27 protein-coding genes are annotated in these 24,356 nt (G+C 53.5%); 10 read left to right on the forward strand and 17 right to left on the reverse strand.

Annotation, left to right across the window (positions count from 1 at the left end):
• Positions 1 to 20 precede the first annotated feature (20 nt).
• A complete protein-coding gene (sodB, locus tag EXW94_RS02590) occupies positions 21 to 602 on the reverse strand; it encodes a superoxide dismutase [Fe] (protein ID WP_089599797.1) in 582 nt (193 codons plus the stop codon).
• A gap of 123 nt (positions 603 to 725) precedes the next feature.
• Positions 726 to 1,499 carry a C40 family peptidase gene (locus EXW94_RS02595; RefSeq protein WP_108416854.1) on the reverse strand — a complete coding sequence of 258 codons (774 nt, stop codon included), beginning with the start codon at positions 1,497 to 1,499 and terminating at the stop codon, positions 726 to 728.
• 338 nt (positions 1,500 to 1,837) lie between these two features.
• On the opposite strand from EXW94_RS02595, the gene grxD reads away from it, so the two are divergent.
• Positions 1,838 to 2,185: a monothiol glutaredoxin 4 gene (grxD, locus tag EXW94_RS02600; RefSeq protein WP_010430312.1), complete on the forward strand. Its 348-nt coding sequence runs from the start codon at positions 1,838 to 1,840 to the stop codon at positions 2,183 to 2,185.
• A 77-nt stretch (positions 2,186 to 2,262) separates the two neighbouring features.
• On the opposite strand, the gene rnt is transcribed toward grxD, so the two are convergent.
• From rnt to eptA, 5 genes are all read right to left on the reverse strand, one after another.
• Positions 2,263 to 2,922 carry a ribonuclease T gene (rnt, locus tag EXW94_RS02605; protein WP_042718996.1) on the reverse strand — a complete coding sequence of 220 codons (660 nt, stop codon included), beginning with the start codon at positions 2,920 to 2,922 and terminating at the stop codon, positions 2,263 to 2,265.
• A 96-nt stretch (positions 2,923 to 3,018) separates the two neighbouring features.
• On the reverse strand, positions 3,019 to 3,426 hold the full coding sequence (gene gloA / locus EXW94_RS02610) for a lactoylglutathione lyase (protein WP_010430317.1): 408 nt from the start codon (positions 3,424 to 3,426) through the stop codon (positions 3,019 to 3,021).
• A gap of 99 nt (positions 3,427 to 3,525) precedes the next feature.
• Positions 3,526 to 4,623, reverse strand: a complete 1,098-nt coding sequence (locus EXW94_RS02615; protein ID WP_010430318.1) for an alkene reductase — start codon at positions 4,621 to 4,623, stop codon at positions 3,526 to 3,528.
• Positions 4,624 to 4,676: 53 nt separating this feature from the next.
• Positions 4,677 to 5,276: a TetR/AcrR family transcriptional regulator gene (locus EXW94_RS02620; protein ID WP_100166913.1), complete on the reverse strand. Its 600-nt coding sequence runs from the start codon at positions 5,274 to 5,276 to the stop codon at positions 4,677 to 4,679.
• A gap of 41 nt (positions 5,277 to 5,317) precedes the next feature.
• Positions 5,318 to 6,943: a phosphoethanolamine transferase EptA gene (eptA, locus tag EXW94_RS02625; protein ID WP_174339927.1), complete on the reverse strand. Its 1,626-nt coding sequence runs from the start codon at positions 6,941 to 6,943 to the stop codon at positions 5,318 to 5,320.
• A gap of 148 nt (positions 6,944 to 7,091) precedes the next feature.
• Here eptA and EXW94_RS02630 point away from each other — a divergent pair, with 148 nt between their 5' ends.
• The 3 genes from EXW94_RS02630 to sodC all read left to right on the forward strand — a co-directional run bounded on the left by EXW94_RS02630 (position 7,092) and on the right by sodC (position 8,875).
• Complete coding sequence (locus tag EXW94_RS02630; protein WP_010430327.1) at positions 7,092 to 7,331, forward strand: DUF1289 domain-containing protein; 240 nt, start codon at positions 7,092 to 7,094, stop codon at positions 7,329 to 7,331.
• A gap of 48 nt (positions 7,332 to 7,379) precedes the next feature.
• The gene (locus EXW94_RS02635) at positions 7,380 to 8,276 is read left to right on the forward strand and encodes an aldo/keto reductase family oxidoreductase (RefSeq protein WP_089600251.1); all 897 of its coding nucleotides are present in this window, start codon (positions 7,380 to 7,382) and stop codon (positions 8,274 to 8,276) included.
• A gap of 80 nt (positions 8,277 to 8,356) precedes the next feature.
• The gene (gene sodC / locus EXW94_RS02640; protein ID WP_010430333.1) at positions 8,357 to 8,875 is read left to right on the forward strand and encodes a superoxide dismutase [Cu-Zn] SodC; all 519 of its coding nucleotides are present in this window, start codon (positions 8,357 to 8,359) and stop codon (positions 8,873 to 8,875) included.
• Here the strand turns inward: sodC and EXW94_RS02645 are convergent.
• From EXW94_RS02645 to EXW94_RS02655, 3 genes are read right to left on the reverse strand one after another with little or no spacing between them, the layout of a single operon-like run.
• A complete protein-coding gene (locus EXW94_RS02645; protein WP_120158811.1) occupies positions 8,854 to 10,887 on the reverse strand; it encodes an FUSC family protein in 2,034 nt (677 codons plus the stop codon). The genes sodC and EXW94_RS02645 overlap by 22 nt on opposite strands.
• Positions 10,884 to 11,747 carry an HlyD family secretion protein gene (locus tag EXW94_RS02650; protein ID WP_010430336.1) on the reverse strand — a complete coding sequence of 288 codons (864 nt, stop codon included), beginning with the start codon at positions 11,745 to 11,747 and terminating at the stop codon, positions 10,884 to 10,886. The genes EXW94_RS02645 and EXW94_RS02650 overlap by 4 nt, the downstream gene beginning before the upstream one ends.
• 2 nt (positions 11,748 to 11,749) lie before the next feature.
• Positions 11,750 to 11,986 carry a DUF1656 domain-containing protein gene (locus tag EXW94_RS02655; RefSeq protein WP_010430338.1) on the reverse strand — a complete coding sequence of 79 codons (237 nt, stop codon included), beginning with the start codon at positions 11,984 to 11,986 and terminating at the stop codon, positions 11,750 to 11,752.
• Between the two features lie 184 nt (positions 11,987 to 12,170).
• On the opposite strand from EXW94_RS02655, the gene slyA reads away from it, so the two are divergent.
• Complete coding sequence (gene slyA / locus EXW94_RS02660) at positions 12,171 to 12,611, forward strand: transcriptional regulator SlyA (RefSeq protein ID WP_029485052.1); 441 nt, start codon at positions 12,171 to 12,173, stop codon at positions 12,609 to 12,611.
• 41 nt (positions 12,612 to 12,652) lie between these two features.
• Here the strand turns inward: slyA and EXW94_RS02665 are convergent, their stop codons facing one another.
• Together EXW94_RS02665 and slyB are read right to left on the reverse strand one after the other, a co-directional pair.
• Positions 12,653 to 14,014 carry a GGDEF domain-containing protein gene (locus tag EXW94_RS02665; RefSeq protein WP_174339411.1) on the reverse strand — a complete coding sequence of 454 codons (1,362 nt, stop codon included), beginning with the start codon at positions 14,012 to 14,014 and terminating at the stop codon, positions 12,653 to 12,655.
• A gap of 198 nt (positions 14,015 to 14,212) precedes the next feature.
• On the reverse strand, positions 14,213 to 14,680 hold the full coding sequence (slyB, locus tag EXW94_RS02670) for an outer membrane lipoprotein SlyB (RefSeq protein ID WP_010430343.1): 468 nt from the start codon (positions 14,678 to 14,680) through the stop codon (positions 14,213 to 14,215).
• A 254-nt stretch (positions 14,681 to 14,934) separates the two neighbouring features.
• On the opposite strand from slyB, the gene anmK reads away from it, so the two are divergent.
• The 5 genes from anmK to pdxY all read left to right on the forward strand — a co-directional run bounded on the left by anmK (position 14,935) and on the right by pdxY (position 19,516).
• Positions 14,935 to 16,059 carry an anhydro-N-acetylmuramic acid kinase gene (anmK, locus tag EXW94_RS02675; protein WP_174339412.1) on the forward strand — a complete coding sequence of 375 codons (1,125 nt, stop codon included), beginning with the start codon at positions 14,935 to 14,937 and terminating at the stop codon, positions 16,057 to 16,059.
• Between the two features lie 93 nt (positions 16,060 to 16,152).
• Positions 16,153 to 16,476 (forward strand): C-type lysozyme inhibitor, encoded by a 324-nt coding sequence (gene mliC / locus EXW94_RS02680; RefSeq protein WP_023335447.1) that lies wholly within the window; start codon positions 16,153 to 16,155, stop codon positions 16,474 to 16,476.
• Between the two features lie 57 nt (positions 16,477 to 16,533).
• Positions 16,534 to 17,190, forward strand: coding sequence for a pyridoxamine 5'-phosphate oxidase (gene pdxH / locus EXW94_RS02685; protein ID WP_003857601.1), 657 nt, complete (start codon positions 16,534 to 16,536; stop codon positions 17,188 to 17,190).
• 125 nt (positions 17,191 to 17,315) lie between these two features.
• Complete coding sequence (gene tyrS, locus EXW94_RS02690) at positions 17,316 to 18,590, forward strand: tyrosine--tRNA ligase (protein ID WP_032657730.1); 1,275 nt, start codon at positions 17,316 to 17,318, stop codon at positions 18,588 to 18,590.
• Between the two features lie 65 nt (positions 18,591 to 18,655).
• The gene (gene pdxY / locus EXW94_RS02695) at positions 18,656 to 19,516 is read left to right on the forward strand and encodes a pyridoxal kinase PdxY (protein ID WP_174339413.1); all 861 of its coding nucleotides are present in this window, start codon (positions 18,656 to 18,658) and stop codon (positions 19,514 to 19,516) included.
• Positions 19,517 to 19,576: 60 nt separating this feature from the next.
• On the opposite strand, the gene gstA is transcribed toward pdxY, so the two are convergent.
• The 5 genes from gstA to rsxG form a co-directional block, all read right to left on the reverse strand.
• Positions 19,577 to 20,182, reverse strand: a complete 606-nt coding sequence (gene gstA, locus EXW94_RS02700; protein WP_023299960.1) for a glutathione transferase GstA — start codon at positions 20,180 to 20,182, stop codon at positions 19,577 to 19,579.
• Between the two features lie 109 nt (positions 20,183 to 20,291).
• Positions 20,292 to 21,800, reverse strand: coding sequence for a dipeptide/tripeptide permease DtpA (gene dtpA, locus EXW94_RS02705; protein ID WP_174339414.1), 1,509 nt, complete (start codon positions 21,798 to 21,800; stop codon positions 20,292 to 20,294).
• Between the two features lie 612 nt (positions 21,801 to 22,412).
• Entirely contained in the window at positions 22,413 to 23,048 is a 636-nt protein-coding gene (gene nth, locus EXW94_RS02710) for an endonuclease III (protein WP_008500570.1), read from the reverse strand.
• Positions 23,045 to 23,731 (reverse strand): electron transport complex subunit E, encoded by a 687-nt coding sequence (locus tag EXW94_RS02715; protein ID WP_120158807.1) that lies wholly within the window; start codon positions 23,729 to 23,731, stop codon positions 23,045 to 23,047. Before EXW94_RS02715 ends, nth begins: the two co-directional genes overlap by 4 nt.
• Positions 23,732 to 23,733: 2 nt before the next feature.
• The gene (gene rsxG, locus EXW94_RS02720; RefSeq protein ID WP_174339415.1) at positions 23,734 to 24,354 is read right to left on the reverse strand and encodes an electron transport complex subunit RsxG; all 621 of its coding nucleotides are present in this window, start codon (positions 24,352 to 24,354) and stop codon (positions 23,734 to 23,736) included.
• Positions 24,355 to 24,356: the final 2 nt, after the last annotated feature.

Genomic DNA, 24,356 nt, shown 5'->3' on the forward strand with positions numbered 1-24,356 from the left:
CGAACCCTTCTGCGTGTCTCTTACGCGGCGAAGTTCTTCGCCACAAAGTCCCAGTTAGCCAGTGCCCAGAAGTGCTCCAGATAGTTAGGACGCGCGTTCCGGTAATCAATGTAGTAAGCGTGTTCCCATACGTCCACGGTCATCAGCGGTTTAGCGCTGGTGGTCAGCGGGGTGCCCGCATTAGAGGTGGAAACGATAGCCAGCTTGCCATCCGCTTCTTTGACCAGCCACGTCCAGCCGGAACCGAAGTTTTTGATGGCCGCATCGGTAAACTTCGCTTTGAAGTCCGCGAAGCTGCCAAAAGCGGCGTTAATGGCGCTCGCCAGTTCACCGTCAGGTTCACCACCGGCATTTGGCGCCAGGCAGTGCCAGTAGAAGGTGTGGTTCCACACCTGAGCCGCGTTGTTAAACACGCCACCCTCTGAGCTACGGACGATCTCTTCCAGCGTTTTGCCTTCGAAATCGGTACCTTTAATGAGGTTGTTCAGATTGGTGACATAGGTTTGATGATGTTTGCCGTAATGGTACTCCAGCGTTTCCGCAGAAATGTGTGGTGCCAGGGCGTCTTTTGCATACGGTAGTGCAGGTAATTCGAACGACATTGCTTCTCTCCTTATTTTATTTGTACGTTGTCAATAACCCTACAGACAACAGGGAAAGGATAGCAAATTGAAAGAGTATGCAAAAGAGGAACTTACCCTGCCACGCGAGCGGCAGGGCAGGGGTTAGCGAATGGTTTTTGGCGTCATCACACGGCGTGCGCCAACGTAATGACGCACCCAGTAGTCTTCACTGAGTGAGGTAATCTGGATGTCCTGGCCGCTACGCGGTGACTGAATGAATTTTCCGTTGCCGACATAGACCCCGACATGGTCAGCCGTGCCGCGACCCTGGGTACGGAAGAACACCAGGTCACCGTTCTCCAGCTCACCACGATTGACCGGTGCGGCGTCGCGCAGGTGGTACATTTCATTGGCGGTACGCGGAATACGGAACTTCACCAGGTCTTTATAAGCGTAATACACCAGGCCACTGCAATCGAAACCCGTTCGCGGAGAAGTGCCACCCCAGTGATACGGTTTACCTATTTGCCCCATTAATTTATTCATCGCCGTTTTTTGCGCTTTCTGCATACGGACTTTATGCACTTCGGCTAATTTCGTGACTTTCGTGCACTTCGCTTTGTGACCTTTACGCGTAGTGCATTTTTCTGTCACGAGGTTGGCGGCCGTTTGCGAGGCTTTACGTCGGCTGGAATGTGCGGTGTGGGTTGGGGATGTTTTCGTCTTGCTGGAGGCGGTCTTTTTGGTCGATGTGGGTGTTTTTTTCTTTACGGTCTTGCTGGTGGTTTTTTTCTTACGTTCTGTGGACTTAACCAGATGCGATTTTTGTACAGCAGAATGCCGCGCCTGTTCAGAGGCGTTCGCCGCTGGCGTGAAAGTGAGTGATGTAAACAGTAAAGCACAGAGCGTGATCGAGATTTTATTTATCCGCGCCACTGGGCAGTCCCCTGATTAATGCAGGCCATCAATAATACCCGCGTATGATTTACAAAGCCTGTCGATTCTAATCCATAAAAACCCGAGAAGTTAATAGCATTTTTCATTCTAAAATCATGTTTCGTTAGCAAGTGCAAAAAAATTCATCGTTCTGTCGCACTATTGTTCACTCCCTAAGCAAAACCGTACGGCAAACAGGGATAAACGTCATTTGCAATGCATCTTTTAGCATTAGCCGTTAAAATAGTAAGACGTGACAAAAATGTTATTTTCCGATGTCTGTCTGAACCGCTACAATGTCAGACTAATGCCGTAACAGAAGTTAAAGGAAGCAAGACATGAGCACCACTATTGAAAAAATTCAGCAACAAATCGCTGAAAACCCGATTCTCCTGTACATGAAAGGTTCTCCGAAGCTGCCAAGCTGCGGTTTCTCCGCGCAAGCGGTTCAGGCGTTATCTGCCTGTGGTGAGCGTTTTGCTTACGTTGATATCCTGCAGAACCCGGACATCCGCGCTGAGCTGCCAAAATACGCAAACTGGCCGACTTTCCCACAGCTGTGGGTTGACGGTGAGCTGGTGGGCGGTTGCGACATCCTGATTGAAATGTATCAGCGTGGCGAACTGCAGCAGCTGATCAAAGAGACGGCGGCGAAGTACAAAACGGAAGAACCCGACGCAGAGTAAGTTTCTGCGGGAATAAAAAAGCGACCCGCTTAGTGTGGTCGCTTTTTTTTTGCCGGGTGGCGCTGCGCTTACCCGGCCTACGATTGGCGATCGGCCTCATCATCCATCGGCAGCGGCCAGCCGCCCAGACGTTTCCAGCGGTTCACAATTTCACAGAACAGTTCTGCCGTACGCTCTGTATCGTAGAGCGCCGAGTGCGCCTGGGTGCCGTCAAACTCAATTCCTGCCGTGATGCAGGCTTTGGACAGCACCGTTTGTCCCAGCGCCAGACCGCTTAGCGCTGCGGTGTCAAAGGTCACAAACGGATGGAACGGGTTGCGTTTCAGCGAGGCGCGCTCTGCGGCGGCCATCGTAAAGCTGTGGTCGAACGTTGCGTTGTGGGCCACCATAATGGCGCGGCTACAGTCATTCTCTTTCATGCCTTTGCGCACCATTTTAAAAATGGCGTGCAGCGCGTCATATTCGCTGACCGCGCCACGTAACGGGTTTTTCGGATCGATACCGTTAAAGGCCAGCGCCTCTGGCTGCAGGTTTGCCCCTTCGAAAGGTTCAACATGGAAATGCAGCGTGGTGTCCGGTGTAAGCCAGCCCTGTTCATCCATCTTCAGCGTGATGGCGGCAATTTCAAGCAGCGCATCGGTTTTAGCGTTAAATCCGGCTGTTTCTACATCAATGACAACGGGATAAAAACCACGAAAACGGTCGCACAGACCGGTAAATTGAGCGTTATCGGACATCAGGGTCTCTTACAAGGGGAAAAAAGCAGTGCGCATTATGGCAAATTTTGAGAGGGGATGCAGTAAAACTACGGGCGCATAGTGCGCCCTGCGGGATCAGTTGCCCAGACCGCGGCCAGCGTCTTTGGCTTCGATCAGTTCGATTTTATAACCGTCGGGATCTTCAACAAACGCAATCACGGTGGTGCCGCCTTTTACCGGGCCCGCTTCACGCGTAACGTTGCCGCCGTTGCTGCGGATGCGCTCGCAGGCTTCCGCTGCGTTGTCCACTTCCAGCGCGATATGACCGTATGCGGTGCCCAGCTCATAGCTGTCTACGCCCCAGTTATAGGTCAGCTCGATGACGGCTTCATCGGTTTCCGGGCCGTAACCCACGAATGCCAGCGAGTATTTGTATTCAGGGTTTTCGCTGGTGCGCAGCAGCGTCATGCCCAGAACGTTAGTGTAGAAATTGATGGAACGTTGCAGGTCGCCAACGCGCAGCATGGTGTGAAGTAGGCGCATAATTTCCTCATTAACCAATAGAATGGAGTATCTTTTTGAACAGAAACGATGTTTTAGTATAGCGGCGAAATGTCGCCGCTATCAATGCACAATGGGGGATTACAGCGAAGGGTAGTCGGTATAGCCTTCCGCGCCGCCGCCGTAGAAGCTTTCAGGGCGCTGTGGGTTCAGCTCCGCTTTCTTCTGCAGACGGGCAACCAGATCCGGGTTCGCAATAAAGTCACGGCCAAACGCGACGGCGTCGATCAGGCCTTTGCCGATCAGATCTTCCGCTTTTTCTGGGGTATAGGCACCCGCACCGATGATCACGCCATGGAAGCGCTCGCGTACTTTCTGGCGGAATGCTTCTGTGTAGGGCTGGCCGCCTGCCCAGTCCGGCTCGGACATGTGCAGATAAGCAATACCGCGTTTCGCCAGCTCTTCAATCAGATACAGCGCGTCCGCTTCTTCGTTCGGGCCGTTGTCGACGTTCTGGAAAGAACCAATTGGAGAGACGCGAATACCAATACGGTCTGCGCTCCACTCTTTACACACCGCATCCACCACTTCCAGGACCAGACGCGCGCGGTTTTCGACGCTGCCGCCGTACTGGTCCGTGCGGTGGTTAGAAGACGGTGACAGGAACTGGTGCAGCAGGTAACCGTGTGCAGAGTGCAGCTCAACCAGGTCGAAACCGGCTTCACGGGCGTTCGCCACGGCCTGACGGAAATCGTTCACGATGCCAGGGATCTCGTTCAGCTCCAGCGCGCGGGGCATGGAGGTATCGACACGGATCGCATTGCCGTTTTCATCGCGCAGGGACGTTCGGGTATTTGCGCTCAGGGCAGAAGCGGACACCGGAGCCTGACCGCCAGGCTGGATGCTGCTGTGCGAGATACGGCCGGTGTGCCACAGCTGAACCGCAATGCGGCCATCTTCTGCGTGCACGCCTGCGGTGATTTTCTTCCACGCGGCAATCTGTTCCGGGCTGTGCAGACCGGGCGCACCGGCATAGCCTTTCGCCTGGGCTGAAATCTGCGTGGCTTCTGAGATGATAAGGCCTGAGCTTGCGCGCTGACGGTAATATTCACCCATCAGAGGCGTTGGGATGTCACCCGGCTCGATGCTGCGAAGACGGGTCAGCGGGGCCATAAACACACGGTTTGGCGCGGTAACGGCGCCCACTTTCAGTGGGGTAAATAACTTTTCAGCGGACATAACGACTCCTGAGTAGACCAGTCGACTAGTAATAACGTAAATAAAAACGCCTGCTAAGCGCCAGGCGCAGTAATACTGCTTTTTACATGTGCCAGCGCGCTTTCGAGCGGCACGGCACTGCGAGAAATCTTGGCCTGCAGGTTGGCTCCTAACCAGAGGGAGTATAAAACCTGAGCCTGTGTTAGCGGGTCACCGGGGAAGGAGAGCGTGTTTTCATCACGCCCCTTCGCCAGCGCCTGCGCGAGCAGGGCGATAACCCCGCTGGCACCTTTATCCATCGCCGCGCGCATATCTTCGGAGAGATCGCACACTTCCGCAGAGAGTTTTACCGTCAGGCAACCGCTGATGATGCCCTGCTGACAGAACTGCGTCAGCGTTTCCTGATAGTAGTTCAGAACACGATCCCGGTAGTTACCTGCACCGCTGGCGAAGTGGGTGGCAAGGCGCTGATGGTAGCTGGCGTAGTGCCGCTCCAGCATGGCCACGCCGAAGGCTTCTTTGGAACGGAAGTAGTGATAAAACGACCCCTTCGGCACCTCAGCGGTTTTCAGTAACTCACTCAACCCCATACCGGTAAACCCGCGGTGCATGCAAAGACGCTCGCCGGTTGCCAGTAAATGTTCGCGTGTATCGTGTTCAGTGTGTCTGCTCATGGGGGCACTCTAATAGACCGTTCGGTCTAATGCAAGCCTGCTCAGCGACGACATGGCGACAAAATATCCATCTGTTGCTGATAAACCGTTGATTTCACGTCCATCATACCCAGTACGGTGGCGAACAAATTGTCCTGCGATACCGCATCTTTTGCTGCATGGTCACGCAAACACTGCTCGTTGACGCCATAATTTTTCGCGTAGTCAGGGGAGAGCCAGAACATAAAGGGAATATGCGTTTGCTGCTCTGGCGCCAGCATGTAGGGCGTACCGTGCAGATAAATCCCGCTTTCACCCAGTGATTCACCGTGATCGGAAAGATAAATCAGCGCCGTATTCATGTTGGCCTGACGGGCTTTTAAGGCGTCAATCGTTTTACTGACCACACTGTCGGTATAGAGGATGGTGTTGTCATAGGTGTTCATCAGCGCCTGATGATCGCAGTCCTGAATTTCGTTGGTATCACAGGTTGGCGTAAATTTTCGGAAACTGTCCGGATAGCGTTTGCTATACGCCGGACCGTGACTGCCCATCAGATGGATAACCAATACCGTGTCTTGCTTCAGACCGTCCAGCACATTATCCAGACGATAGAGATTCACATCATCAATACAGGTTTTGTCTTTGCAGAATTGATCCAGTTTCCACTGCGTCATGTCTGTGTGCGGCACACGATCGCAGGCACCTTTACAGCCGCCGTCATTATCGCGCCACAGTAGGTTGACACCTGCATGGTTAAGCACGTCGAGCAGACCTTCCTGGTGACGCGCGAGGTCGGCATCGTATTTTTTCCGGGTCATGCCGGAGAACATACAAGGGACAGAAACGGCGGTTTCGGTACCGCAGGACGAGGCCTGCGGGAAGTTAATGACGTCTTGCTTTTTCAGTTCCGGGTTAGTTTCGCGCCCGTAACCGTTGAGCGAGTAGTTTGCCGCGCGTGAGGCTTCACCGACGACCAGAACCAACACGGTTTTTTTCTGCTGCCCGGCAATCAGTGGGCCTTTATGGGCATCTTCACCGATGCGTACCAGCGTTTGGTCGCCCGCAAACCAGCGCATTTTGCTGTATTTCACGACGGCGCTGACGTAGTTCGCCGGCGTGACCATTTTGACAATGCTTTTATTATTCCGAAACAGCGAGGCGTAATCTTTATAAAAGACGGCAGCTACCAGAATAATGACCAAAAGTGCCCCCAGCATTGCTGCAAAGCGCATCAGGAGGGCATACCACCATTTCCCGGTACGGATCCGCGTCAGTGCGAGTATGACGGAAGGGACAATACCAGCAACGGCAATCCACAGGATCATCTGCGGCGTGAGCAGTGCCGTGGCTTCCTGGGAATTGGTTTCAAACACGTTCACAATCATGTTCTGATCGATAACCGCGCCGTAGGTGTACATAAAGTAGGTCGCGGCAGCACATCCCATGGTCAGGACAATCAGCAGCGGCTTACGAATAAAGGGAATATTAAGCAGGCTAAAGACAATTACCCAGCCGCAAAAAAGCACCAGCGGTACGGAAGCGGCGAAGAGGATATCGTGCAGATGTGCAGGGGCGATAATGGCCCAGCTGCGCTGAATAAAAAGTGCATTTAGCGCAGTGAAGAAAAGCGCACAACCCAGAGTGAATTTAATATCGTTACAGTGTAACTTTTTTGCAAACCACATCATAAGCAAACCATTCTTTATAGTGATGCGGCGAGTATAGAGAGGGAAGATTAGTGAAACCTTAATGCCACAAAACGGTGGTAAATCTCTTGCACAGTAGGCGCATAACGTCTTCACTGTAAGTGATGGTCGGTTTGTGGAGGTGAGTGTGGCAGAGCAACTGGAATTTTTCCCCATCCAGAGCCCGTGCCGGGGGATTTGTCAGGTTGATGAACGCGGCTATTGCCGTGGGTGTATGCGTACCCGTGACGAGCGGTTTAACTGGCAAAACTTTAGCGATACACAAAAGCAGGACGTGCTTCGCCTCTGCCGACAGCGTCTGCTGCGCAAAATTCGCGCAAACAAAGCGGGGGAAACCGAAGAACCACAGCAACCTTCACTGTTTTAACACGGTAATTGCGTATACTCATGACATCACGTTCTTGAGGAAAATGTTATGGTTCAGCGTATTACCCTTGCCCCGCAGGGCCCGGAATTCTCCCGTTTTGTCATGGGCTACTGGCGTTTGATGGACTGGAATATGTCCCCGCTTCAGCTGGCAAGCTTCATTGAAGAGCATCTCGATTTAGGCATCACCACCGTCGATCATGCCGACATCTATGGCGGCTATCAGTGTGAATCCGCCTTCGGTGAGGCGCTAAAGCTGGTGCCAGCCCTGCGTCAGCGGATGGAGATCGTCACCAAGTGCGGGATCGCCACCACCGCGAAACCTGAAAACGCGCTCGGCCACTACATTACCGACAGCGCACACATTATTAAGAGTGCCGAGCAATCTCTGGTGAATCTGGCAACCGATCATATCGATCTGCTGCTGATCCATCGTCCGGACCCGTTGATGGATGCCGATGAGGTGGCGGAAGCGTTTCTGAATCTGCACCAGAGTGGCAAAGTCCGACACTTTGGCGTGTCTAACTTCACCCCGGCGCAGTTTGCGCTCCTGCAATCGCGTCTGCCGTTTACCCTGGCCACTAATCAGGTCGAGATTTCTCCAGTACACCAGCCGCTGCTGCTGGATGGTACGCTCGATCAGCTGCAGCAGCTGCGCATCCGTCCTATGGCGTGGTCGTGCCTCGGCGGCGGTCGTTTGTTCAATGACGATGAATTCCAGCCCCTGCGTGACGAGCTGGAAACCGTTGCCCGCGAACTGAATGCCGAAAGCATTGAGCAGGTGGTCTATGCGTGGATCCTGCGTCTGCCGTCTAAACCACTGCCGATTATCGGTTCGGGTAAAATTGAGCGTGTGCGGTCCGCATTGGCGGCCGAAGAGCTGCAGATGAGCCGTCAGCAGTGGTTCCGCATCCGCAAGGCCGCGCTGGGTTACGACGTGCCATAAACCGCCATAAGGTGACTTTTCGGTGAAATCTTTGCCTCTGGTATACACTTAAGGGGCAAAAAATAACCAGCGGAGGTCATATGAAGCGTTTTGCTCTGGCATTGGTCACGCTGGTTGTTTGCGCAGGGGCGCAGGCAGCCAGCGACGAAGTAGAAATGAATCTCGTCACCTCACAGGGGGTAGGTCAGTCCATCGGTACGGTGAAGATCACGGAGACCGATAAAGGGCTGGAGTTCGCCCCCAACCTCAAAGCACTTCCTCCCGGTGAACATGGTTTCCATGTCCATGCAAAAGGCAGCTGTCAGCCCGCGTTAAAAGAAGGCAAACCGTCGGCGGCGGAAGCAGCAGGGGGGCACCTCGATCCGCAGCATTCCGGCAAGCATGAAGGCCCGGAGGGAATGGGACATTTAGGCGATTTGCCTGTGCTGGTGGTGAACAATGACGGTAAAGCGACGGATCCGGTGGTGGCACCTCGTCTGAAAAAGCTGGACGAGGTGAAAGGGAAAGCGCTGATGATCCATGTCGGCGGCGATAACATGTCCGATCAGCCTAAACCCCTCGGGGGTGGCGGAGCACGCTATGCCTGTGGCGTGATCTGATCCCCAATCGTTCCCGGTGGCGGTGCCTGTTCCAGCTGCGACAGCGAGCAGTGCAGGCGCCAGATTATCGAGGCCAAATCACGAGCCGCGGGCAGATGATGCCGCGCAAGGGTATCGCAGATCCGCTGCAGTTCAGCCAGCGTGGTTTCCAGCGGCCGCTGCTGGACGCCGCGCTCGCTCATTACATCGCGTAGCAGGGAGAGGCAGACATCGCGCACCTGCGACAGCGGGTCGGAACGCGTTTCCCACGCACGAAGCTGCCAGACGACGTGTGAACAGTTCAGCAGTACCACGCCCCAGCGTAACAGCCAGCGGCGGGAAAGAGAGTCCTGGCTATTATTGAGCTGGCTGACATGGTGATAAACCAGCGATTCATACTCGCTTTCACGCAGATGCGGTTTACGGCTAAGCTGGTCGACAAAGCCCCGTCTTAGTTCACGGATATGTCTGCGGCTTTTACGCGCATCAGAACCTGGCCGCAGTACGGCGAACGCCAGCCACGCCAGACCCACGCCGAGGATCTTCGCCAGATTGTCATTGAGAAAGTCGGCGTAATCATACACCGGTGGATTCGTCACAGAGATAAACGACCCCATAAAGACAATCAGCTGCCCCCAAAGACCGGCCAACCTGGGCATTTGCAGCTTCAGCAGCTGCATGGTGGTTAACAGCGGGAACAGGAACAGCAGGAACTGCCACAGGTCGCTTATCTGAACCATCAATCCAAACTTCACCACAAAACTGAACAGCGACAGCAACAGCAGCGTGCGTAACAGTAGCGTAAGCGAGTTAAACGGTGACGCGGCAACGGAATAGAGCACGCAGCTGATGGCGGCAAGCGTTAAGGCCGCAGAGCCGGATTCCCACTGCGTGGTGATGCTCCACGCGCCAACGAGGGTAAGGGCGCAAAAGGTGCGAAAACCGCTCCACAGCGCTTCCATATAGTCGGTGTGGCGTGCCAGCGCCGGGCTGCTGGGGACGGTGAATTCCGTTATTGGAGTGGCATTTTCGACCGCGTTGATCCAGCGACTGCTTCGCAGATACAGCCGACAAAAATAGTTCAGGCGCTGCCAGAACGCGCGGTGGCGGTAATCGTATTCATCGACGGGAGCGAGCGGGGCGATGATCCTTGCCACGGTGTAGATGTCCGTATCCGGGCGGGCGAGGGCAGCTAGTAAGGTATCAATGACGGCGCGCGTGTTGGCGGGCGGCGCGGGCCAGTTGAGCAGCATTCGACGCAGGCTGGAGATAGCGCTGGTCATCCGCAACTGCTGATGCAGCAAATAGTTGAGGAGTTTGTTCTGCCGACGAAAGCGATAGTGGCTCCAGAAGGCCTGAATGCGCAGAAGATTCATGGTCAGGATCTGCCCGATGACCTTTTCGTGGGCCAGACGGATTTCATCGTTGGTATCTGGCTGCCAGAGAAGGCTTGCATGCTCCAGTAAGCGGGCATGCATGGTCTTCAGGGCGGTGATAAGCGCTGTCCCGTCGGAGGTACTGGGCAGGATCATCATCATAAACCCACCGCTAAGAATGCCGACAATCACTTCACAGACGCGCGCCTGGGCGATGTCCCATAGCTCGGTGGTGTCGAGTACATTCACGACGGGAAAGGCAATAATGGCGGCGGTATAACCCGCCAGCTGAAATGCGTAGGCGACGTTATTGGTAAAATGGGCGCAGGCCCAGGTACAAAACCCCAGCCAGGCCGCCATGCTCAGTAAAAAGAGCCACGGATCGTTTAGCGTATGCCCCGCAATGATTAACGCTGCGGTGGCTCCCAGCAGGCTCCCGGCCACGCGCCCCAGACTTTTGCTGATGACCCCACCGACGGTCGGAAAGCTTACCACCGCCGCAGAGGTCATCGCCCAATAGGGTTCATCCAGATTCAGGTAATAGGCGACGGTCAGTGCAAGGCACATGGCAATGCCGTTTCGAAGCGCGTAACGCCACTGAGGGCGCGATGCTTTTACCCACGGAAGGTTTTGCCAGGAGAGCACCCGCAGGTTCATCTGCGCGTTCCGATAGAAACAGTACAGGTCGTGCCTGAAACCAGCGTGAGATTCTGGGGCAGGTTATCAAACTCTACGCGAACCGGAACGCGCTGTGCCAGACGAACCCACGGAACGTTAGGTTTAATATCGGGTACCAGGCCGGAATCCGTCTCAACGCTTTGATCGTAAATGGCGCGGCCAATGCTGGAAACGTGACCCTGTAACCTGTTCGAGCCGCTGTAGAGTGTGATAGTTGCAGGCGCACCTTCCTGAATATGGCGAAGCTTGGTCTCTTCAAAATAGCCCACGACATAAAAAGAGTGGCTGTCGACTAAGGCAAAAACGGGTTGACCGGTAGTGGCATAGTTCCCCACGCGGGCAGAGAGGTTTGTCACCCAGCCATCGACCGGTGCTTCCACCACCGTTTGCGTTAACGCCCACTGCGCCTGTTTGAGCGTAGCTTCCGCCACGTTAACGCTGGCTTGCATAGCCTTAACGTTTATATTGGCAGTGTCTAAATCTTCGGCAGAGATATAGTTTTGCGACAAATGCCGACGGCGGGTCGCTTCGTTATTGGCTTTCGCGAGATCGGACTGCGCTTTCGCTAGCTGTGCCTGGGCGTTGAGGATGGCGATATGAAAGGGCGTATCATCAATACGGAATAAAACGTCTCCCTTTTTGACGAACTGGTTATCCTTAACAAGAAGTGTCGTGATGCTTCCAGACACCTGCGGTGTGATGCTGACCTGCTCTGCGCGAATTTTACCGTCGCGTGTCCAGGGGGACTGCATGTAGTAGTTCCACATCCACCAACCGGCAACCAGCGCCAGCGCCAGAACAAGAAGAGTGGAAAAGTATTTCAGCGTTTTCAGAGACATATTCACCACACGGTCAACACAGCAAGGCCCAGGCATACGGAGAGGGCAAACAGGGAGAGATCCATCAGCATGGGGTGCCAGATCTCGCCGGAATACATCCAGTCTCGCAGGAGCCGGTGTGCGACAAGCCAGATAGCAAAGCCCACCAGTACGGCTTTAAACAGGGGAGGAAAATAGACTGATGCACCAAAGATCAGGTCCTGGAGGGGTAACCCCGTGGAGTTTAACGAGAACGTCACGAGCAGTGGTCCTTTGCAGTGAACTGAGTGCCACGATGGGCTGTCTTAATGATGTAACATGAGTATTCAGTGTAAATCATACTTTTATTAATGTTGAATGCAGTAATGCATTTGTTTTGGCAATACAAATACTGCACACTATTCTAAAATCAGTATAATAACTTAGCAAGCTAATTATAAGGAGATGAAATTGGAATCGCCATTAGGTTCTGATCTGGCAAGGTTGGTACGCGTCTGGCGTGCTCTGATTGACCATCGCCTGAAACCTCTGGAATTGACACAGACGCATTGGGTCACGCTGCATAACATTCATCAGCTACCGCCCGAGCAGTCGCAAATTCAACTGGCAAAAGCGATCGGTATTGAGCAACCGTCACTGGTGCGCACGCTCGATCAACTGGAAGAGAAAGGACTCATCTCCCGGCAAACCTGTGCCAGCGATCGTCGCGCGAAGCGGATTAAACTGACGGAAAAAGCGGCGCCTATCATTACTGAGATGGAAGCCGTTATCAGTAAAACGCGAGGTGAAATCCTGTCCGGGGTATCACCTGAAGAACTGGAAATGCTCATCAGTCTTATTGGACGCCTTGAGCAAAACATTCATGAGTTGCAGTCACGCGACTGAGAAGTAAAAAAAGGCCTTGCATGAGCAAGGCCTTTCTCTTTTTACTGGAAAATCACCACGCGGTTTCGGCCAGTCTCTTTGGCCTCGTACATCGCCTTATCCGCACTTTCTACACACTTCTCGGCGGTTATGTCCGGCGATATTGCCGTGAAGACGCCCATACTGATCGTAATCGGCTCGGGCAGTTGCCCCTCACTGCTGGCTTTATCAAAGCTGCTTAACTTTATACGGATGCGTTCAGCGACCTGGCGTGCTTCTTCTGAAGAGGTATTTTCCAGCATCAGGACAAACTCCTCGCCGCCGATACGTGCCGCGATATCTTGCGGTCGCACGGAATCCATCAGCAGGTTAGAGACAAACTGCAGCACTTTGTCGCCCTGCAAGTGCCCGTAGTTGTCGTTAATGCGTTTGAAGCGATCGAGATCGCTGACAATCACCGAAACCGGACGGTTGGCTTTGGCGATTGCCAGCGCCTGATTTAATGAATCATAAAAATAACTGCGGTTATAAAGACGCGTCAGCGGATCGCGAATCGAGTTCTGATAAGACTGCTGATACTTTAAATGTGATTCACGATACAAATTGAAAACATCGTAAAGCAGGACAAAAATAATAAGCAGCGTCGCGACAGTTTCAAATAAACGGGCGCGATACCAGGAGATATCTTCGGCATGCCCACCCACTAACAGCATTGATAGCGTGACCACATAACAGACGCAAAGGAAATTCCCTCCGACCCAGAAAAGATTGCGTACGCGCGTAATAAACATCAGCGTTGCTAATGTCACTATCCACAGGACAATTAATGAAATATTAATGCACTGGCTCCAGAGAACCATAAACTGGCGGGTTTCATTATCCACCAGGTCAATTGATAACAAATCTGAATGACTTGAATAGACCCAGGCCAGAAACACGGCACAAAAGGTAAAGACAAATAACCCGCTAATAATTGAAACATGCGCCAGCCGTGACAGTGGCCGACTCCGCGTGGTGTAGAGTAATGCCGAGACGATGATCAGTATCGCCATTAACAGATGGCGGAACATGTAGTAAATCATCGCATCGTTATAGTTGACGACATTGAATTGATAGAGATCCAGCCAGGCCGGGAAACTCGAAAGCGTGCCAATCATCAACAATGCCGAACCGGCAAAGGCGAAGGCGATCGCTACCAGATACAACCGTTTCCTGTCACACCAGTATTTCATTAGCATAAAACAGGCAATAAACAGGTGAAATACAAGCAAGAAAATGGTGAGCGTCGGGAACAGAAACGGTGAAAAGGAAGGGATCCATTCCACCAGTTTGATAAATAACGTTTGTAATATCCCGATGACAACAATGCAACCGAGACAGAACGAGATATAACGACCTTTTACAAAACGACTCATCGCAAGCATATAATTTTTAACAAAGTTATAATGAATTAAAAGAGGTAATTGCGACGAGTCTAAACTATTAATTCAATAAATACTTTGCGCAGAAACAATATCAGATAACATTAATAATAAGTGCAATAAATATATATTGTAAATATATTCATTAAAATGATGTGTTTTGTAAACGGATGTGGCCCGAGAGCCACATCCGTTATCAGATTAACGCGGGGAAACCGTCACCTGACGGCCATTGCTCGCCAGAACAACACGCTGGCCAGCGGAGAAGCGGGTGTTGCCTTGTTTCTGAACGACCATAATGGTGCTACCGTCATCTTTGCGGATTTCCAGCTCCACGCCCTGGGTTTTGTTCATTGCACCCTGAACGCCCTGGCCTGCGACACCACCGGCAACGGCACCTGCTGCTGTCGCCAGCGATCGGCCCGTACCACCGCCTACGGTGTTACCGAGGAAGCCGCCCAGAACCGCACCGCCGATAGCACCCATTACGTTGTTTTCATCGCCACCCTGAATTTGAACAGGACGCGCATTAACAATGGTACCGTAAGTCACGTTCTGAACTTGTTTAGCCTCAGAAGCGCTATAGACGTCGCCAGAAAGTGAACTGTCATTCACACAACCAGCGAGTGTTAAACCAATCAGCGAAACGCCCAGTACACGTAAAATCATTTGAATCTCCTGTTCACCCAAAACGCCCGGTTCGGGCATCCATTATGGCTAAATTATATGGCATTACGGGCCATACTTCATATCTTTGCACTAACTATCAGAAAATTGTACTTGAATTTGGCTTAACGGAAGATAAACGGACTTCCCGCGTGCCACCTGTCTGACATTGTTAAAAAATATTATCTCCGCATAGCAAAGCACCGCTGTTTATGGTGGAGTGGATATCCTTAGCCCACTCAACGTAAGGAAAGCGCATGAAATCGGGTCGCTATATCGGTGTGATGTCTGGAACCAGTCTTGACGGTGTCGATGTCGTCCTGGCCGCCATTGATGAAAACATGGTGGCGCAGCAGGCGAGTCTGACCTGGCCTATTCCCGTTTCGCTCAAAGAAGACATTTTGAGCATTTGCCAGGGTCAACAACTGACGCTTTCGCAGCTGGGACAGCTCGATGTGCGGCTGGGGGCGCTGTTTGCAGAGGCTGTTTTAGGCCTGATGCGCAAAGAGAATCTGCAACCGCATGATGTGGTCGCCATTGGTTGTCACGGTCAGACCGTCTGGCATGAACCCACCGGCGACGCGCCGCATACGTTGCAAATCGGTGATAATAATCAGATTGTGGCAAAAACAGGTGTCACCGTGGTGGGGGATTTTCGTCGCCGCGATATTGCGCTGGGCGGGCAGGGTGCGCCGCTGGTGCCAGCGTTCCATCACGCGTTGCTGGCACATCCGGTTGAGCGCCGTATGGTGCTTAATATCGGCGGGATTGCAAACCTGTCGATGTTGATCCCCGGTCAGCCCGTGCGCGGGTACGATACGGGGCCGGGCAATATGTTAATGGATGCCTGGATCTGGCGTCAGTGCGGAAAGCCCTATGATAAAGACGCGGAGTGGGCCAGCGAAGGCAAAGTCATTCTACCGCTGCTGCAGTCCATGCTAAGCGATCCCTGGTTTGCGCTGCCTGCGCCGAAGAGTACGGGGCGCGAGTATTTCAACTACGGCTGGCTTGAACGCCAGCTGGCGCAGTTCCCTGCGCTGGCACCACAGGATGTTCAGGCCACGCTCACCGAATTGACCGCAGTGTCGATATCCGAACAGGTTCTCCTCAGCGGAGGGTGCGAACGCCTGCTGGTCTGTGGCGGAGGGAGCCGGAATCCGCTGGTGATGGCGCGTCTGGCGGGGCTACTGCCGGGTACTGAAGTCACCACAACGGATGAAGCCGGGATCAGCGGTGATGATATGGAAGCGCTGGCTTTCGCCTGGCTTGCCTGGCGTACCGTTGCCGGTTTGCCCGGTAATTTACCTTCTGTCACCGGCGCGCGGGAGGCGAGCGTCCTCGGGGCGATTTTCCCGGCAAATCCGCGTCATAATCAGAGTTAACTGAAATTCATCGTGGCGTGTCGTCGTTAGAATGGAACGAAACAGGAGGGCAGCGATGCCCTCCAGGACCAGGAAAGTCTTCGGAATACGCCCATGAAAAAACTTCTTCTTATTGCCGCGCCTTTATTGCTGTCAGGATGCAGCGTCTATAACCAGCTCCTTGAGCGCATGCAGACTGATACGCTGGAATATCGCTGCGATGAAAAGCCGCTGACCGTTAAGCTGAATAATCCGCGTCAGGAAGCCAGTTTTGTCTATGACAACAAACTGCTGACCCTGAAACAGGGGATGTCGGCTTCCGGGGCGCGTTATACCGACGGGATTTACGTGTTCTGGTCGAAAGGTGACAGCGCAACGGTCTACAAACGTGACCGCATTGTGCTGAACAATTGCCAGCTCGAAAATCCGAAGCGTTGAGATTTTTACAGGGGCGGCGCACAATAGCGCCTCCCACTCTCAATGTCAGCTAACGCCATGTCAGATAACGACGAACTGCAGCAAATTGCGCATCTGCGCCGTGAATACACCAAAGGCGGCCTGCGTCGCCAGGATCTTCCCGCTGAACCCCTTGTGCTTTTCGAACGCTGGCTGAAACAGGCCTGCGAAGCGAAACTGGCAGACCCCACCGCCATGGTTGTCGCGACGGTTGATGAAAACGGTCAACCGTATCAGCGCATCGTATTGCTCAAGCATTATGACGAGAAAGGGCTGGTGTTCTATACCAACCTGGGCAGCCGCAAAGCGCACCACCTGGAAAACAATCCTCGCATCAGCCTGCTGTTTCCGTGGCACATGCTAGAGCGTCAGGTGATGGTGACAGGCAAAGCGGAACGTCTTTCGACGCTGGAAGTGGTGAAGTATTTCCACAGCCGCCCGCGCGACAGCCAGATTGGCGCCTGGGTTTCAAAACAGTCCAGCCGTATTTCTGCCCGCGGCGTGCTGGAAAGCAAATTCCTCGAACTCAAACAGAAGTTCCAGCAGGGTGAAGTGCCGCTGCCAAGCTTCTGGGGCGGTTTCCGCATCCCCATTGAGCAGATGGAATTCTGGCAGGGGGGCGAACACCGCCTGCACGACCGCTTTTTATACCAGCGCGACAACGGCGGCTGGAAAATCGACAGACTGGCACCGTAATCCCCGAAATTTGTTGATTTAAGCGCTAGCGCACACCGCGCTTGCGCTTTATTCTATGGTCCTTTCGCATCAGGCGAAAAGTCGTGTACCGGCAAAGGTGCAGTCGTTTATACATGGAGAATTTGATGGCAAGCAGTAACTTGATTAAACAATTGCAAGAGCGGGGCCTCGTGGCCCAGGTGACGGACGAGGAAGCGTTAGCAGAGCGACTGGCGCAAGGCCCGATCGCGCTCTATTGCGGCTTCGATCCCACCGCTGACAGCTTGCATTTGGGGCATCTTGTTCCATTGTTATGCCTGAAACGCTTCCAGATGGCGGGCCATAAGCCTGTTGCCCTGGTGGGCGGCGCGACCGGTCTGATTGGTGACCCAAGCTTTAAAGCCGCTGAGCGTAAACTGAACACAGAAGACACCGTGCAGGAGTGGGTGGATAAAATCCGCAAACAGGTGGCACCGTTCCTCGACTTCAACTGTGGCGACAACTCCGCAATTGCTGCTAACAACTACGACTGGTTTGGTGGCATGAACGTGCTGACCTTCCTGCGTGATATCGGCAAACACTTCTCTGTTAACCAGATGATTAACAAAGAAGCCGTGAAGCAGCGTCTGAACCGTGACGACCAGGGCATCTCCTTCACCGAGTTCTCCTACAACCTGCTGCAGGGCTATGACTTTGCCTGCCTGAACAAACTGCACGGCGTTTCCCTGCAGATTGGGGGTTCTGACCAGTGGGGTAACATCACTTCCGGTATCGATCTGACCCGCCGTCTGCATCAGAATCAGGTCTTCGGTCTGACCGTTCCGCTGATTACCAAAGCCGACGGCACCAAATTCGGTAAGACCGAAGGCGGCGCGGTATGGCTCGATCCGAAGAAAACCAGCCCGTACAAATTCTACCAGTTCTGGATCAACACGGCGGATGCCGATGTTTATCGCTTCCTGAAGTTCTTCACCTTTATGGACATTGAAGAAATCAATGCGCTGGAAGAAGAAGACAAAAACAGCGGTAAAGCGCCACGCGCGCAGTACGTGCTGGCGGACGAAGTGACCAAACTGGTTCATGGCGAAGAAGGTCTGGCCGCGGCAAAACGCATTACCGCAAGCCTGTTCAACGGTACCCTGAGCGATCTGAGCGAAGCGGACTTCGAACAGCTGGCGCAGGACGGCGTGCCAATGGTTGAGATGGAGAAAGGGGCTGACCTGATGCAGGCGCTGGTGGATTCTGAGCTGCAGCCGTCTCGCGGTCAGGCGCGTAAAACCATCGCGTCTAACGCCATCACCATTAACGGTGAGAAGCAGGCTGATCCGGAATACACCTTCGTTGACGGCGATCGTCTGTACGGACGTTACACGCTGCTGCGTCGCGGTAAGAAAAATTACTGTCTGGTCTGCTGGAAGTAATTAAAAGTACACAGGGGCGTGGGAAACCACGCCCCTTTTGTTTTTACAGGGTTTGGTAAGAAAAAATGAAGAACATCCTCGCCATCCAGTCCCACGTTGTTTTTGGGCATGCTGGCAACAGCGCAGCGGAATTCCCGATGCGCCGCCTCGGTGCCAACGTCTGGCCCCTCAATACCGTACAGTTTTCAAACCACACGCAATACGGCAAATGGACCGGCTGCGTGATGCCGCCATCGCACTTGACAGAGGTTGTGCAGGGTATTGCCGAAATCGACCAGCTTAGGCGCTGTGACGCGGTGCTGAGCGGCTATCTCGGTTCAGCAGAGCAGGGGGAACATATCCTGGGGATCGTTCGCCAGGTGAAAGCGGCGAATCCTGCGGCAAAGTATTTTTGCGATCCGGTTATGGGCCACCCTGAAAAGGGCTGTATTGTCGCGCCCGGCGTGGCGGAGTTTCACGTCCGCCACGCGCTGCCGGCCAGCGATATTATTGCGCCAAATCTGATCGAGCTTGAAATCCTCTGCGAGCATCCGGTCAACAGCGTAGAAGAGGCTGTAAGCGCTTCTCGCGAGCTAATTGCTCAGGGGCCTGAGATTGTCCTGGTGAAGCATCTTGCGCGCGCAGGGTTAAGCCAGGACCGTTTTGAGATGCTGCTGGTGACGAAAGACGAGGCATGGCACATCAGCCGTCCGCTGGTGGATTTTGGTACGCGTCAGCCGGTAGGGGTGGGCGATGTGACCAGCGGCCTGCTGCTGGTGAAGTTGCTCCAGGGGACGGCTCTGCGGGATGCGCTTGAGCATGTGACCGCAGCAGTTTATGAAATTATGATGGCGACGAAAAACATGCAGGAATATGAGCTGCAGGTGGTAGCAGCGCAGGATCGTATCGCGAAGCCCGAGCATTATTTCAGCGCAACCCAATTGTAAGAGCAGGGATAGTGTAGGCCGGGTAAGCGCAGCGCCACCCGGCAATACAGAGCGCTCGGATTAATTCAACCCTTCTGCCTTCAGCGCCGCTGCAACCGCAGGGCGCGCCGCGACGCGTTCCATATACGACGCAATATGATCTAACCCTTCCAGGTTCAGCTTCACCGCACGCGCCCAGCGCAGAACGGTAAACAGATACGCATCAGCAATGGTGAAACGCGCACCGCAGATCCACTGATCGTCTTTCAGTGATTCATTAATGTACTGCATCTTTTTCTCAAGTAACGCACGTACGGTCGGTTTGTACTCTTCCGGCGTGTCCGGGCGGAACAGCGGCGTAAAGCCTTTGTGCAGCTCGGTCGCGATGTAGTTAAGCCACTCAAGGGTTTTATAGCGAGAGATACTGCCTGTTGGTGCCAGCAGCTGACGATCCGGCACGTTGTCGGCCAGGTACTGCATAATCGCCACGCCTTCGGTCAGCAGCGTACCGTCATCCAGCAGCAAAGCCGGAACTTGTCCTTTCGGGTTGATCGCGAAAAAATCATCGCCGTTTTCGAGGCGCTTTTTCATCAGGTCAACGCCGTCCAGCGTGAAATCTTTGCCGCTCTCGCGAAGAGTGATATGGGAAGCAAGAGAGCAGGCGCCCGGTTTGTAGAACAGTTTCATCGGTAACTCCTTTTTGCTGAGGTATCAGCTATGTTAGTGCGCGTTCGGATAAAAAAAAAGCCGCTAATGCTTTAGCGGCTTCTTTCCATTCAGTCGTTTCCCGATGACATTACGCGGTAGCGGTTTCGGTCGCTTTAGACGTTTTGTCGTCGTCCTGAGTCATGCGATTCAGCTTAGGCGCGGTCAACAGCATCAGCAGAGCGATAACCGCCGTGGCAATACCAATCTGCATGAACACGGTGCCGTACACGTTCAGGGAAAGCAGTGGGTCAGTCACGTTTTCCGGAACCGCCATCAGGTTAGCAATCTTACCTGCAATGATTGCCGCACCCGCAGTGGTCAGGAACCAGCTACCCATGATGAAGCCCATCAGACGCTGCGGCACCAGCTGTGCAACCATCGCCAGGCCCAGACCGGAGATCATCAGCTCACCGATAGACTGCAGGGCGTAGCTCAGGATCAGCCAGTTAACGGAGACGATACCTGCGTCGGTGGCAAATTTGGTACCCAGCGGCAGCACCAGGAAGGCGCAAGAGCACAGCACCATGCCCACGGCGAACTTGTGCGGCATTGGCAGACGGTCGCCCATCTTGTTATAGATAGCGGCCAGAATCGGGGAACCAATCATGATCCAGAACGGGTTCAGTGCCTGGAACTGCTCAGGTTCGAACGCGATACCGAGGATTGAATGTTCAACGTTACGGATAGCGAAGAAGTTCAGGGAAGTTGGCATCTGGCTGTACAGCACGAAGAAGATAATCGCTTCCAGCATCAGGATGAACGCGACAATCATCTTACGACGTGCAGCGCCCTGCATGGCGAAGGCTTCTTTCGCAAAGATGCAGACGATACCCAGCGCAACCACGCCCAGAACCGCACGTGCAACGCCCTGGTTGTGCAGCAGCCAGGTGGCGATCGCGGCGAGAACGACAACGCCTACGATAGTGGCCAGCAGTTTACCCATGTGAACCGGTTCGAAGTCTGGCTTAGAACCGTAGTCTTTAACCCAGCTGCGGCAGAACAGGAAGTTCACAACGGTGATCAGCATACCCACGAAGCTCAGCGCAAAGGCCACGCTCCAGCCGAATTTCGCTGCCAGCCATGGTGTTGCCAGCATGGAGAAGAATGAGCCGATGTTGATGGACATGTAGTACATGGTAAATGCACCGTCCAAACGTGGATCATCTTTGTTGTAGCAGGTAGAGAGCAGGGAGGACGGGTTCGCTTTGAACAGACCGTTACCGACGGCAATCGTTGCCATACCCATATAGACCACAGCCGCATCGTGTCCAGACCATGCAACCAGACCATAGCCAATCGCCAGGACAATGGCGCCCAGCATAATGACGCGTTTGGTGCCGAGGACTTTGTCACCCAGCCAGCCGCCGATAGCAACCAGACCGTACACCAGAGCACTGAAGGAGGAGAACAGCGTGATTGAATCCGCTTCGGACATACCCAGTTGTTTAACCAGGTAAACCGCCATGATCCCTTGCAGGCCGTAATAACCAAAACGCTCCCATAACTCGATAGAGAAGATGAGATAGAACGCTTTCGGCTGTTTAAAAGCGTTGAGACTCACGCTTTCATTTGTTGGTTTATTGTTTGCAGTAGACACATATACCTCTTTTTTTACATCCCATATTAACGGGGGTGTTCATAGCGTGATGACCGTAGTCCATCCGCTTTATAGTTATATTGGGAGGGGAAACGGCGGGTAATGTTCACTATCCTGACCCATCTGGCAATATGTTTGAAATACTCTGTTACATATAACTTAGGTGGTATAATCCACGGGTCACACAAATGTTATTCAGCGTTAAATTTCACCCGTTGCGTTTTGTTGGTTTTTTTCACTACCCCCAACCCCCTTCCAGCCCGATATGGCAATATGTTCTGCTATTTGACCTTTAATGTAGTGATATAGCCCATAATCTGAAAAATGACTGGTCTTATATGCGGTATATGGACGGTTAATTCTTGTCAGGCGAAGGTTTTGCGAGGGGTTTGACAACAAAAATCCAACATGACGTTATCAGAGTGATCTTGATCACAGATGTATAGAAATTTTTGGTGATGAAAAAACTATTAACCTGTTTGAGTGTTAAATGGCCGAACAATCCATAAGGTGGGATAGCGCAAAAGCGGACAAATTACGGGCAAAAGGAAGGTATGCAGAGGGCCTTCCTTTTATAGGGTTTTGATTCGGGAGTGAAAAACGCTAAAGCGATCAGGGATAGACTTTTTCTTTATATTCGCAAAGATCTTCGATGATGCAGGAGCCGCAGCGAGGCTTGCGTGCGATGCAGGTATAGCGGCCATGCAAAATCAGCCAGTGATGACAGTCGACCTTAAATTCCGCCGGAACGACTTTTAATAACTTCTCCTCAACCTGTTCAACGTTTTTGCCAGGCGCAAAGTTGGTGCGGTTAGAGACGCGGAAAATGTGCGTATCGACGGCGATAGTCGGCCAGCCGAAGGCCGTATTCAGCACCACGTTCGCCGTTTTGCGTCCGACGCCGGGCAGTGCCTCCAGCGCGGCACGATCCTCTGGCACTTCGCCTCCGTGCTGTTCCAGCAAAATCCGGCAGGTTTTGATCACGTTCTCGGCCTTGCTGTTAAACAGGCCGATGGTTTTGATATACGACTTCACGCCTTCGACGCCTAACTCAAGCATCGCCTTCGGCGTATTGGCCACCGGATAGAGCAGGGCGGTGGCTTTATTGACGCTGACATCGGTAGCCTGCGCAGAGAGCAACACGGCGATCAGCAGCTCAAACGGGGAGGTAAAATTCAGCTCCGTCGTTGGGTGCGGGTTCTCGTCCCGCAGACGGGTCAGGATCGCAATGCGCTTTTCTTTATTCATGAAGCCTTCTCGGGTGTCCCTTCCAGAACGCTACGCTCAGCCGCGCGGCGCTTACGTTTTTCATCAATCAGGTATTTTATCGCCAGCATCATGCCAAGGCCAATGAAAGCACCCGGCGGCAGCATGGCCAGCAGGAATGGCGTATCGGTGTGGAACACTTCAATACGCAACGCTTTTGCCCAGCCGCCCAGCAGCGCATCTGCACCGTCGAACAGCGTACCGTTGCCGAGGATCTCACGAATCGAGCCGAGGACAAACATGGCACCTGTCGCCCCCATACCGATGGCGAAACCGTCAAGCGCCGACATCGCCGGGCTGTTCTTCACGGCAAACGCCTCGGCACGCCCGACCACAATACAGTTGGTCACGATCAGCGGAATGAAGATCCCAAGCGACTGATACAGGCCAAACGCGTAAGCGTTAATCAGCATCTGAACGATACTCACCACCGACGCGATGATCATGACGTAAATCGGAATACGGATCTCCGAAGGCGTCCAGCGGCGCAGTGCGGAAATGGACAGGTTAGTCAGTGTCAGCACCAGCGTGGTCGCCAGCCCCAGACCGAGTGCGTTGGTTGCAGTAGAGGTGACGGCCAGCAGTGGACACATCCCCAGAAGCTGCACCAGCGCGGAGTTGTTCTTCCACAGCCCCTGAACAATAACCTCTTTAACCTGGCTCATGGCTACTCCTCACAGACCGGAAGATTGTTAATCTGCGCAGGCAGCGTTTCAGCATACAGCCCGGCGCGTTTTACAGCGTTAACCACGGCGCGCGGCGTGATGGTCGCACCCGTGAACTGGTCGAACTCACCGCCATCTTTCTTCACCGCAAACGCTGCGTCATTTTCGCCGTGGATCACTTTACCGGCAAAGTGCAAAATCCAGTCGCTTAAGCGTGTTTCAATTTTATCGCCAAGGCCCGGCGTCTCGTGATGCTCCGTCACACGGGTACCCAGTACGGTACCGGAAAAATCGCTGCCGACGAGCAGTTGAATGGCTCCGGAATAACCGTCGGGGGCCGTGGTTTCCATGACTGCACCCACCGGCCGATCACCTTTGCGGGCGATAAAGACGCGGTGCGGGCCTTTACCAAGCTGCGGCGCTTCTACAACAAAGCAGCTTTTCTGCAGGTCATTATCGTAGAAGTCAGACGGGATCACCTGATCAAACAACGCTTTTTGCTGCTTTGCCGCCTGCTCATCAATCGTCGATTTTGTCAGCTCGTTCACCAGCGCCGTCAGGCCGGTCAGCACCGCAGCGAAAATAGCCAGCGTGACGCCGTGTTTTTGCATGGTCTTTAACATGG

Source organism: Enterobacter sp. JMULE2, assembly GCF_013337145.1.
Classification (GTDB): domain Bacteria; phylum Pseudomonadota; class Gammaproteobacteria; order Enterobacterales; family Enterobacteriaceae; genus Enterobacter; species Enterobacter mori.